Annotated in this window: 10 protein-coding genes and 1 pseudogene; 10 read left to right on the top strand and 1 reads right to left on the bottom strand. The window is 53.7% G+C overall.

Features of this window, described 5'->3' with window-relative positions; translation table 11 throughout:
• Positions 1–89 precede the first annotated feature (89 nt).
• The 9 genes and pseudogenes from OCV69_RS00915 to OCV69_RS00955 all read left to right on the top strand — a co-directional run bounded on the left by OCV69_RS00915 (position 90) and on the right by OCV69_RS00955 (position 9,499).
• Complete coding sequence (locus tag OCV69_RS00915; protein ID WP_022274616.1) at positions 90–539, top strand: MarR family winged helix-turn-helix transcriptional regulator; 450 nt, start codon at positions 90–92, stop codon at positions 537–539.
• A gap of 1 nt (position 540) precedes the next feature.
• Positions 541–2,284, top strand: a pseudogene (locus OCV69_RS16910) (ABC transporter ATP-binding protein).
• Entirely contained in the window at positions 2,281–4,173 is a 1,893-nt protein-coding gene (locus tag OCV69_RS00925) for an ABC transporter ATP-binding protein (RefSeq protein ID WP_158357011.1), read from the top strand. The pseudogene OCV69_RS16910 and the gene OCV69_RS00925 overlap by 4 nt, the downstream one beginning before the upstream one ends.
• Positions 4,174–4,378: 205 nt before the next feature.
• The gene (gene rsxC / locus OCV69_RS00930; protein WP_158357012.1) at positions 4,379–5,707 is read left to right on the top strand and encodes an electron transport complex subunit RsxC; all 1,329 of its coding nucleotides are present in this window, start codon (positions 4,379–4,381) and stop codon (positions 5,705–5,707) included.
• A gap of 12 nt (positions 5,708–5,719) precedes the next feature.
• Positions 5,720–6,664 carry an RnfABCDGE type electron transport complex subunit D gene (locus tag OCV69_RS00935; RefSeq protein WP_158357013.1) on the top strand — a complete coding sequence of 315 codons (945 nt, stop codon included), beginning with the start codon at positions 5,720–5,722 and terminating at the stop codon, positions 6,662–6,664.
• Positions 6,651–7,274: an RnfABCDGE type electron transport complex subunit G gene (locus OCV69_RS00940; protein ID WP_158357014.1), complete on the top strand. Its 624-nt coding sequence runs from the start codon at positions 6,651–6,653 to the stop codon at positions 7,272–7,274. The genes OCV69_RS00935 and OCV69_RS00940 overlap by 14 nt, the downstream gene beginning before the upstream one ends.
• 13 nt (positions 7,275–7,287) lie before the next feature.
• Positions 7,288–8,100, top strand: coding sequence for an electron transport complex subunit RsxE (rsxE, locus tag OCV69_RS00945; protein WP_022274622.1), 813 nt, complete (start codon positions 7,288–7,290; stop codon positions 8,098–8,100).
• A 15-nt stretch (positions 8,101–8,115) separates the two neighbouring features.
• A complete protein-coding gene (gene rsxA / locus OCV69_RS00950) occupies positions 8,116–8,691 on the top strand; it encodes an electron transport complex subunit RsxA (RefSeq protein WP_022274623.1) in 576 nt (191 codons plus the stop codon).
• A 13-nt stretch (positions 8,692–8,704) separates the two neighbouring features.
• On the top strand, positions 8,705–9,499 hold the full coding sequence (locus tag OCV69_RS00955) for an RnfABCDGE type electron transport complex subunit B (protein ID WP_158357015.1): 795 nt from the start codon (positions 8,705–8,707) through the stop codon (positions 9,497–9,499).
• Between the two features lie 192 nt (positions 9,500–9,691).
• Here the strand turns inward: OCV69_RS00955 and OCV69_RS00960 are convergent, their stop codons facing one another.
• Entirely contained in the window at positions 9,692–10,285 is a 594-nt protein-coding gene (locus OCV69_RS00960) for a DUF4143 domain-containing protein (RefSeq protein WP_262562908.1), read from the bottom strand.
• Between the two features lie 385 nt (positions 10,286–10,670).
• On the opposite strand from OCV69_RS00960, the gene OCV69_RS00965 reads away from it, so the two are divergent.
• The gene (locus tag OCV69_RS00965; RefSeq protein WP_158357016.1) at positions 10,671–12,020 is read left to right on the top strand and encodes a serpin family protein; all 1,350 of its coding nucleotides are present in this window, start codon (positions 10,671–10,673) and stop codon (positions 12,018–12,020) included.
• Positions 12,021–12,096: the final 76 nt, after the last annotated feature.

Here is a 12,096-nt window from a genome sequence, read left to right on the forward strand (position 1 = left end):
GTAGAAATCCTTACCATTTATACCAAAAAAAAGAATAAGTCTGTAAGCTGTTTTCTTGCTTACAAACTTATTATACGAGGAGGGAGACCATGGATCACAAGATCGTAGAAGCGTTCATGCGGGTGGGAAAATGCCACCGGACGCTTCTGGAGCACTACTTAAATAAGGACGGCCTGTACCGGGTCCAGCACCAGCTTCTGATGTGCGTCTATAAATATCCGGACGCATCCCAGAAGGAGCTGGCCAGGATCCAGAACGTGTCCACGGCAGCTGTTGCCGTGACCTTAAAGAAACTGGAAAAGGGCGGATATGTGGGACGGATCGTGGACCGGGATGATAACCGTTACAATAAGATACGGATCACGGAGAAGGGCCGGAAGGAAGTGGAGCGGAGCATCGACCTTTTTAAGCGGGTGGAAAAGGGAATGTTCGCAGGCTTTTCTTCTGAGGAAAAGGAGTGCTTTTACAGCTGTCTCCAGAAGCTTTCCGGAAATCTCGAGCAGATGCTCCAGCAGGCAAAAAAGGAGGATTGGAACTGATATGAAGCGTTATAAGAAATACATCACCCCGTACCTGGGCGCTTTTCTCATGGGCCCCCTCATGATGCTCACAGAGGTGGCGGGCGAGGTGGCGCTGCCCAAGCTCATGTCCCTGATCATTAACAACGGCGTGGCCGGAAGAGATACGGGATATATTTTAAAAACAGGACTTCTGATGGCGGCAGTGGTGGTATGTATGGCAGTGGGAGGCATCCTGGGCTCCTATTTTGCGGCAAAGGCGTCCATAAACTTCACCACGGATCTGCGCAGGGACGTATTTAAAAAGGTCCAGCAGTTTTCCTTTGCCAACATAGACAGCTTCAGCACGGGCTCCCTGGTGACCCGCCTGACCAATGATATCCAGCAGGTGCAGAAATGTACTGACCATGGGCTTAAAAATGGCCCTGCGGGCTCCTGGGATGTTTGTGGGGGCATTATTTATGGCATTTATGATGAATGGAAGGCTGGCGGCTATCCTGCTGGTGGTGATCCCCCTTCTTTCCCTGGCCATCGGGCTGATCTTGAAAACGGCCTTCCCGCGGTTTGAGGCCATGCAGAAAAAGCTGGACCGGCTGAATTCCGGGATCCAGGAATCCCTTACCAACGTGCGGGTGGTCAAGTCCTTCGTGCGGGAGGATTTTGAGATCGGGAAGTTTTCCGGCCTTAACCAGGATCTGAGGGACAGCGGCATGAGGGCGTTAAAGATCGTTATCGCCACCATGCCGGTGATGATGTTTGCTATGAACGTGACCACCCTGGCGGTGGTCTGGTATGGCGGAAACCTGATCATCGGAGGCTCCATGCCTGTGGGCGACCTGACGGCCTTTACCACCTACATCGTCCAGATCCTCATGTCCCTGATGATGCTTTCCATGGTATTTTTAGAGAGCTCCAGGGCCAGGGCGTCCTTAAAGAGGATCACAGAGGTACTGGATACGGTGGTGGATCTTAACGATGACCAGGCGGCCAGGAAGGAACTGAGGGTGGAAAAGGGAAGCGTGGAATTTAAAGACGTGTCCTTTGGTTATGGAAAGGGCGGCGACCGGGTCCTGGAGCACATAAGCTTTAAGGCGGAGCCGGGCCAGACCATCGGCATCATCGGAGCCACTGGAAGCGGGAAAACTTCCCTGGTGCAGCTGATCCCCAGGCTTTATGATGTGACAGAGGGAGCGGTCCTGGTGGATGGAGTGGATGTGAGGGATTATTCCCTTAAAAACCTGAGGAATGGTGTTGGCATGGTACTGCAGAAAAACGTGCTTTTTTCCGGGACCATTGAGGAAAACCTCCGGTGGGGAGACGAGGACGCCTCCCGGGAAGAGCTTGTGAAGGCGGCAGTGAACGCCCAGGCTGACGGCTTTGTGACGGCCTTTAAGAATGGCTATCACACAGAGATCGGCCAGGGCGGGGCCGGTGTGTCCGGCGGCCAGAAGCAGAGGCTCTGTATTGCCAGAGCCCTTCTTAAGAAGCCGAAGATCCTGATCCTGGATGATTCCACCAGCGCCGTGGACACGGCCACAGAGGCGGCGATCCGGGAAAGCTTTAAAAATGAATTAAAGGATACCACCAGGATCATCATCGCCCAGAGGATCTCTTCGGTCCAGGACGCAGACAGGATCTTGGTACTGGACGACGGAAAGATCATCGGCTCCGGCACCCATGAGGGGCTTTTAAGGACATGCCGGGCCTATGAGGAGATCTATGCGACCCAGATTGGAGAAAATAGAGCAGAGGAGGCGGAAGCATGAGCAGCGTACTGAGAGCAGAACGGGAGAAGAGCTTAAGACGGCGTTACGGCAGCCGGACCGCCCAGAGGCCTGTCCATGGGCATGGCCCCGGTCCCGGAGGCCCCAGAGGGGGCGGCAATGCCCGGGGAGGCGGACAGCCCAGGGAGATGAAGGCAGTATTAAAGCGGCTTATGGCTTATCTGGAGCAGGACAGGCTGAAAATGGGGCTGGCATTTTTCTGCGTCCTCATCAGTACTGTAACATCCCTGGCCGGCGCTTACATGCTCCGGCCCATCATCAACCAGTTTATCGCTCCTGCGGACGGAAGCGCAGGGAGCGTTTCTGGTCTGGCAGGGGGACTGGCGGTCATGGCGGCCGTATACATGGCCAGTGTGGCCGCCAGCTATCTCCAGTCCAGGATCATGCTGACTGTGGCCCAGGATGCCCTCCTGCGGATCCGGGGCGACCTGTTTTCCAGGATGCAGAGGCTGCCGGTGCGGTTTTATGATACCAGCAGCAGCGGAGATCTGATGAGCCGGTTCACCAACGACGTGGACACCATAGGAAATATGCTGAGCAGCACCCTGGTGCAGCTTTTCTCCGGGGCACTGAGCATTGTGGGCACCCTGGGGCTCATGCTGTATACAAACGTGTATCTGACGGTGATCACCCTTGTGCTGATCCCTCTGATGCTGAAGGCCGGAGGGGCCGTGGCCTCCCGGAGCCAGAAATATTTCAATGCCCAGCAGTCAGCCCTGGGAGCCTTAAACGGTTATATTGAGGAGACCATTTCCGGCCAGAAGGCAGTGAAGGTGTTCTGCCATGAGGACGTGGCGGAGGAGGAGTTTGAGATCTTAAACAGTGATCTGAAGGATAAGCAGATCCGCGCCCAGTTCCTGGGCGGGATGATGGGGCCGGTGATGAATAATCTGAGCCAGATCAACTACGTCCTGACGGCCTGTGTGGGCGGCCTCCTGTGCGTTATAAAGAATTTTGACGTGGGCGGACTCACCGTGTTCTTAAACTTCTCCAGACAGTTTTCCAGACCGGTCAACGAGATCTCCATGCAGGTTTCCAACGTGTTCTCGGCCCTGGCCGGCGCGGAGCGTGTTTTTGCGGTGATGGATGAGGAGCCGGAGCCAGAGGACGATCCGGATGCCGTTTCCATGGAAGGGATGAAGGGCCATGTTTCCCTGGAGCATGTATATTTCGGATACGATCCCGGGAAGCTGATCTTAAAGGACATCAGCCTTTACGCCAGACCGGGACAGAAGATCGCCTTTGTGGGCTCCACCGGGGCTGGAAAGACCACCATCACCAACCTGCTGAACCGGTTTTACGATATCCAGTCCGGCTCCATCACCATCGACGGCGTGGATGTGCGCCATATAAAGCGGGAGGAGCTGCGGAGGAACATTGTTGTGGTGCTCCAGGATACCCATCTGTTTACGGGAACGGTCATGGAAAATATCCGGTACGGACGGCTGGACGCCTCGGATGAAGAGGTGATCCAGGCGGCGAAAACGGCGTCGGCCCATTCCTTTATCATGCGTCTTCCCAAGGGCTATGATACGGTACTGGAAAGCGACGGAGCCAATCTGAGCCAGGGCCAGCGCCAGCTTTTAAACATCGCCCGGGCGGCGGTCTCCAGGGCTCCCATCCTGATCCTGGACGAGGCCACAAGCTCCGTGGATACCAGGACAGAGAAGCACATCGAGCGGGGCATGGACCGGCTCATGGCGGACCGGACCACCTTTGTCATCGCCCACCGGCTCTCCACCGTGAGGAACGCCAACGCCATCATGGTGCTGGAGAACGGAGAGATCATCGAGCGGGGGGACCACGACGATCTTTTGGCCCAGAAGGGACGGTATTACAGCCTGTATACGGGCAGGGCAGAACTGGAATAAACCTGAACATGGACTTAACATTTTTAAGTGCAGACTTAAGATTGTTAAGTCCATGGCCTTTGATTTTGCATTTTTTTAAGTACAAGGGCCTAAAACTTACGATTTTGTTAATATGCAAAGGGTTTACTAATTGTACATCTTATTGAAATATGCTATACTAAAGTCTGATGGTATTACGAATATTTAGAGAAAGAAGGTTTGTTAAATGGGTCTGAGCACATTTATAGGCGGCGTTCATCCTTATGAGGGAAAAGAACTGTCTTCCGATAAGCCGATTCAGGTGATCCAGCCGAAAGGCGAGCTGGTATTCCCTCTTTCCCAGCATATCGGCGCTCCTGCAAAACCGCTGGTGGCCAAGGGCGACACTGTTCTGGCAGGCCAGAAGATCGCAGAGGCCGGCGGCTTCATTTCTGCCAATGTGATCTGTTCTGTATCCGGGACCGTAAAGGGGATCGAGCCCCGTCTTATGGCCAACGGCAGCATGGTGCAGTCCATTATCGTTGAAAATGACGGAGAGTACAGGACCGTGGAGGGCTTTGGCCAGAAGCGGGATTACACAGCTCTCTCCAAACAGGAGATCCGCGACATCGTAAAGGAAGCCGGTATCGTGGGCCTGGGAGGCGCAGGCTTCCCCACCAACGTCAAGCTGGCTCCGAAAAACGAAGAGGAGATCGATTACGTGATCGTAAACGGCGCAGAGTGTGAGCCGTATCTGACCTCGGACTACCGGGTCATGTTAGAACAGCCGGAGAAGGTCGTTGGAGGCCTTAAGGTGATCCTCCAGCTGTTTGATAAGGCAAAGGGCGTCATCGGCATCGAGGAAAACAAGCCGGAGGCCATCCGGATCCTGTCTGAGCTTGTAAAGGATGAGCCCAGGATCCAGGTGTGCACCTTAAAGACCAAGTATCCCCAGGGCGGCGAGCGCTTCCTGATCTATGCCGTCACCGGAGGCCGTGAGATCAATTCCACCATGCTCCCGGCAGACGCAGGCTGCATCGTGGACAACATCGACACGGTGGTATCTATTTATAATGCTGTGTGCGAGACCACGCCGCTGATCCGGAGGATCATCACGGTCACAGGCGACGCCATCCGGGAGCCCAGGAACTTCGAGGTACGGCTGGGCACCAACTACCAGGAGCTGATCGAGGCGGCCGGCGGCTTTAAGGAAGAGCCGGAGAAGGTCCTTTCCGGCGGTCCCATGATGGGCCAGGCGCTTTTCTCCTACGATATCCCGGTGATGAAGACCTCATCGGCCCTGACCTGCCTTACAAAGGACCAGGTGGCAGCCAATGCTGAAACGGCCTGTATCCGCTGCGGACGCTGCGTGGACGTATGTCCCGGACGGGTGGTGCCGCAGATGTTAATGACGGCCGCGGAGCATCACGATCTGGCAGCCTTTGAAAAATTAAACGGTATGGAGTGCTGTGAGTGCGGCTCCTGTACCTTTATCTGCCCGGCCCACAGACCCCTTACCCAGGCATTTAAGGAAATGCGTAAGGCTGTGATGGCTGAGAGAAAAAAGAAAGCGTAGGAGGTGGAAGAAATGAGTAAATTACTGAATGTATCATCATCGCCTCATGTACGCAGCAGCGTGTCCACACAGAACCTGATGTATGACGTGGCCATCGCCATGCTCCCGGCCACCATCTGGGGCGTGATGCAGTTTGGATTCTATTCCCTGGTGGTGGTTGCAGCGACGGTGCTGTCCTGTGTCCTGAGTGAGTATGTGTTTGAGACACTGATGAAAAAGCCCATCACCATCAGCGACGGCAGTGCCCTGGTAACAGGTATGATCCTGGGCCTTAATATGCCCCCGACGATCCCCTTATGGATCCCGGTGCTGGGTGGCATGTTTGCCATTATTGTCGTAAAGCAGCTTTACGGCGGCCTTGGCCAGAACTGGATGAACCCGGCCCTGGCAGCAAGATGCTTCCTTCTGATCTCATTTGCAGGCTCCATGACCCGGTTCACAGATCCTGTGACAGACGCTGTGGCGGGAGCGACTCCCCTGGCAGTGATCAAGGCCGGAGGCGAATATGACCTGATGAGCATGTTCATCGGCAAGATCCCGGGAACCATCGGTGAGGTATCCGTTATCGCCCTTCTGATCGGTGCGGCGTACCTTCTGGTGAGAAAGGTGATCTCCATCCGGATCCCTGCTACATATATCCTGACCTTCGCTGTGTTCGCATTTATCTTTGGACGGCAGGACATGGGCTATGTGCTGGCTGAGCTCTGCGGCGGCGGCCTGATCTTCGGCGCATTCTTCATGGCTACGGATTATGTCACAAGCCCCATCACTCCCAGAGGCCAGATCATTTTCGGCGTATGTCTTGGTATCCTCACAGGGCTTTTCCGTATCTTCGGCGGTAGCGCAGAGGGCGTTTCCTATGCGATCATCTTCTGCAATATGCTGGTTCCGCTGATCGAGAGGGTAACGATCCCGACAGCATTCGGCAAAGGGGGTAAGAAACATGGCGGCAAGTAAATCCGGTTTTATGAAAGATGCCCTGATCCTGTTCGCGATCACTCTGATCTCCGGCGTCTGCCTGGGCTTTGTCTACGACATCACCAAGGCGCCCATCGAACGGGCCACCATCGAGGCAAACAACAGAACGTATAAAGAGGTGCTTTCCACCGCAGCAGAATTCTCCGAGGTGGAGGGCTCTGCCGAAAAGATCGCTGCCCTGACAGAAAGCGGCGAGCTGGAGGGACTGGGCTACGGCAGCGTTGCCATCGAGTCCGTCCTTGAAGGAAAGGACGAGAGCGGAGCCGTCATCGGCCATGTCATCAACTCCCTTTCCAACAACAGCTACGGAGGAGCCGTGAAGATCTCCGTGGGCTTTGACGCAGACGGAGCTATCACCGGCGTGGGGATCCGTGAGATCAACGATACCCCGGGCCTTGGCTTAAAGGCAAAGGAGGCGGACTTCCGGGACCAGTATGTGGGGAAAAATGCGGATTCCTTAACGGTCACAAAGACCGGAGCCTCCGCAGACAATGAGATCGACGCCATCAGCGGCGCCACCGTTACTTCGAATGCCGTGACAAACGCAGTGAATGCAGCCTTATTTTACCTGCATAACTGCATGAACTAGGAGGTGGGGATTCATGAATAAATGCACAGAACGTCTATATAACGGTATTATTAAGGAAAACCCGACCTTCATTCTGATGTTAGGTATGTGTCCGACCCTGGCCACCACCACATCGGCCATCAACGGACTGGGTATGGGCCTTTCCACCACAGCAGTACTGATGTTTTCCAACCTGATCATTTCTCTTCTGAGAAAGATCATTCCGGACCGGGTGCGTATTCCGGCCTTCATCGTAATCGTGGCCAGCCTGGTTACTATCGTACAGCTCTTGATGCAGGGCTACGTTCCGTCTCTTTACGCATCCCTGGGCATCTATATCCCGCTGATCGTGGTAAACTGCATCATCCTTGGCCGCGCCGAGTCCTACGCCTGCAAGAACGGCCCGGCCGAGTCCTTCTTTGACGGTCTTGGAATGGGCCTGGGCTTTTCCCTGTCCCTGACAGTCATTGGAATGTGCCGTGAGCTCATCGGTGCAGGAGCCGTATTTGGCCATGTGATCATTCCGGAGCAGTTCCATATCTCCATCATGATCCTGGCTCCCGGCGCTTTATTTACCCTGGCCATGCTTTCTGCACTCCAGAACAAGCTCCGTCTTCCCAGCGCTACCAACGGCGACGCTCCCAGGTCTGACCTGGCCTGCGGCGGTGACTGTCTCCATTGTTCCGGCTGCACGGGCATGACGAACCATGCAGTGCTGGCGGAGAAGAAGGCAGAAGCGGCGGCAGCAGCAGCGGCAGCCAAAAAGGCGGCGGCAGAGAAGGCACTGGCGGCGAAAAAGGCCGCTGAAGAAGCAAAAGCGGCAGACGCAGCAAAGAAAGAAAATTAAGGAGGAAGTGGAGTAATGAAAGAACTATTATTGATCGCCATCGGCTCCGCCCTGGTAAATAACGTTGTATTAAGCCAGTTCCTCGGTCTTTGCCCGTTCCTTGGCGTATCCAAGAAAACGGAGACTGCGGCTGGCATGGGCGCTGCGGTCGTATTCGTTATCACCATCGCATCGGCCTGTACCAGCCTGATCTATGACTTTGTGCTGGTAAAGCTGGGGATCGAGTATCTCCAGACCATCGTATTTATCCTTGTGATCGCCGCTCTGGTACAGTTCGTTGAGATGTTCTTAAAGAAGAACATGGTGAGCCTTTACGAGGCCCTGGGCGTATACCTGCCTCTGATCACCACCAACTGCGCCGTTTTAGGCGTGGCCCTGACCAATGTGCAGGAGAAATATAACTTTGTTGAGAGCGTTGTCAATGGTATCGGCGTTTCTGTTGGATTTACGATCGCCATCGTCCTGCTTTCCGGTATCCGTGAAAAGATCGAGTATAACGATGTGCCCCATTCTTTCCAGGGATCTCCCATCGTTCTGATCACAGCAGGCCTGATGTCCATCGCATTCTTCGGATTCTCCGGTCTGATTTAAGGAGGGGCGAGGGATGAATATTACAGGTATTATCATCGCGGCCGCCGTGGTCGGTATCGTCGGTATCGTCATCGGTATTCTGCTGGGGATCGCCAGTGAGAAATTCAAGGTCGAGGTGGATGAGAGAGAGATCCTTGTACGTGCAGAGCTTCCGGGCAATAACTGCGGCGGCTGCGGATACGCAGGCTGCGACGCACTGGCTAAGGCCATTGTGGAAGGCAAGGCAAAAGTAAACCAGTGTCCGGTGGGCGGCGCTTCAGTGGGCGATAAGATCGCGGCCATCATGGGCGTGGAAGCCGGCGCTGCGGAAAAGATGGTGGCCTTTGTAAAGTGTAAGGGCACCTGCGATAAGGCAAACGTCCAGTATAACTACTACGGTATGGACGACTGCGTAAAGATCGCCGCAGCCGTGCCGGGAGCTGGAGATAAGGCATGCTCCTATGGCTGTCTGGGTTCTGGAAGCTGCGTAAAGGCCTGTCAGTTCGATGCCATCCATATCGTGGACGGCGTGGCTGTGGTCGATAAGGAGAAATGCGTGGCCTGCGGCGCCTGTGCGGCCGTATGTCCCCGCCATCTGATCGATCTGGTGCCCTATAAGGCAGAGCATCTGGTTCAGTGTAATTCCCACGATAAGGGCGCTGACGTAAAGAAGAAATGCGACGCCGGATGCATCGGCTGTACCCTGTGTACGAAGCAGTGCGAAGCCGACGCCATCCGTATGGACAACAATGTGGCTGTTATTGATTATGAAAAGTGCACCAACTGCGGAAAGTGCGCAGAGAAGTGTCCGGCGAAGGTGATCTTATAGCCGGACAGAGGCTGGCAGAATCAGATAGTATGACGAAAAGGGCGTTCCTGGCGGGCGTCCTTTTTTCATTCCCGAATGCATTTTATACCACACCACAAGAATACAGCGGACGGTGCCGAATGATGTAAAAATAGGAGCAGCTCCGAAGGGCTGCTCCTAAATGGTATTTGCAGTATCAGCCTGGTTTGCTGGTTAGAACAACTCTACACGACCAAGCAGCAGGTCAATCAGATTGCAATGGAAGATTCCGTTGTCAGCATAGAAGTTATGAGGGATATCCATGCGAACAATGATTTTTTTGAAAAAGTCTTTTGTCAGGATTAACGATGCAAGCTCAGAGGATTCCTTTTTATCCGCATCCATCTGGAAAGCTGACTGGATGTAGATTTTTTTATCTGCATCATTTACAACGAAGTCAATTTCTTTTTGCGTATTTGCACCGCCGGTACGATCCGTTACAACACCAACATCAACGGAATAGCCTCTGCGCAGAAGTTCGTTGTAGATGATGTTTTCCATAATGTGGCCGGGATCGTATTGACGATAGTTCAATCGGGCATTACGGAGGCCGATATCTGTATAGTAGTATTTGTTTGGATATTTGAAATAGGTCTTTCCTTTCACATCATAGCGCTTTGCCATGGAAATGAGGAACGAATCGATGATGTGCTGCACATAGTTGGAAACCAGAGTGGAGTTGACCTTTTCGTTCTTCATACTGGTCAGTGCATTGGCTATATTCGTAGGATTGGTCAGAGAACTGATAGTATACCGCGATTTTCTCAAATTATCAACAGAACCGTAGAAAGTTCATAATAAAGTTACGACATTTGCGTCGCAAGTATAAGGTCAATCCTTAGATTCCGTCCGGGATAATGGCGTCGATCTACACTTCACGCTTCGGTTTTGCCATTCCCAAAGGTCCGGTAATAAGCCAGACGGTATCGACCACACCTCATCCTGTGACAGATGAAGGTGGCAATGCCGTGATACAAAAGTCGAGTAAATAATTCTGCGTTGCTTACTCGGCCACTGCGTTTTTTTGTGTTCCGCAGCTTCAAAGTGAAATCCACAGAAAACTGTAAATAAAATTTAAAGCATCCGGGCAGCAGATCCGGTATAATGAAAATAGAAGAAGGTCCCGCATATGTAAAAGAAAGGAGAGAAAACCATGAAACGGGAGGAATGGAAGAGAAGCTATAAAAGGATCTGCTGTCTGCTGGCTGCCATCGGAGCAGGGACTGCGCTTTGCGGATGCAGCCCGGGAAACGGCACACAGGCCGTAAGACGCCTGGAAGAGGTCCGGTTCCCGGCGGAGCCGGTGTATAAAAATAGTGAGGAACGGTGGGAGGCAGAGCGGAATCAAAGCCTCCCGGAAGCCTTCCTGGCTGCGTATTCAGATTTTTCCTATGGAACAGCCGCAGAGCTCCTTAAGGACAAAAAGGAGAATACAGCCTATTCACCCCTGGGCCTTTATTACGCCCTGGCGGCAGCGGCCCAGGGAGCTGAGGGAAAAACCGAAGAGGAGTTCCTGTCCCTTCTGGGATATGACAGCGTCCAGGAGCTGGCAAAGGACTGCAAAAGCTCCTTTGACATCCTTTATCACGTGCCCAATAAGGAAAACAGGACAGGAGCCGGAGAGGAGCCCCATACCTCGTCTCTCTATTCTCTTCAGATCGCCAACTCCCTGTGGGCCGACGACAGCCTTCCTTTAAAGGAAGCATTTGCCGGACGGCTTTCGGAATATTTCTATACGGACGTGTTCCAGGGGGATCTCCAGAGCGGAGAGGCTGGAGAGGCCATGGCCGGCTGGGTGAAGGAGCGCACTGGAGGACTGATCCAGCCGGAGCCGGCTCCACTTCCGGAAAATGTGCAGCTTTCTTTAAGGAATACCATTTATTTTTACGATCAGTGGCAGGACCGGTTTTCTCCGGAGACCACAGAGGAGGATGTGTTTTATACGGATGACGGACAGGAGATCGTTTGTGATTTTATGAACCGGGAGAACGGCTCCACCGGTTTCCGGAAAGGAGAAAACTTTACTGCCTCAGAGCTGGCATTGAAAAACGGAGCCGTGGTATTCGTTCTGCCGGATGAGGGCGTCGGTGTCCAGGAGCTGGTCCAGTCGGCAGAAACCCTGAGGGAGGCCCTTTCCGGGACCAATGGCCAGAGCGTGGGAGAGGTGGTCTGGAAGGTACCGAAATTCTCTTATGGGTATAAGGCGGAGGGGATGAAGGAAATGCTTCAGACACTGGGATTAAATGAGGCCTTTGGGGAAAGCGCAGATTTTTCCGGGATCTCAGACCAGAAGCCCCTGGGGCTTTCAGACGTTGCCCAGGAGGTACATATCGGCATCGATGAAAACGGTGTGGAGGCGGCTGCGTTTACAGAGATCCTATGGGCAGGAGCCGCCCTTCCCCAGGGCCGGGCCGAAATGATCTTAAACCGGCCGTTCCTCTATGCAGTAAAAAATAAAGGCCAGATCCTGTTTGTGGGGATCTGTCAGGATCCGGTTCCGTAAAAAGAAACGTGCAGAAATCCGGATACAGATAAAAATGCGCCCCGGCTGCTTCAGATCACTGAAGGGCTGGGGCGCA

The sequence above is a fragment of the Alitiscatomonas aceti genome (genome assembly GCF_025567195.1).
In the GTDB taxonomy this organism is placed as follows: Bacteria; Bacillota; Clostridia; order Lachnospirales; family Lachnospiraceae; genus Alitiscatomonas; species Alitiscatomonas aceti.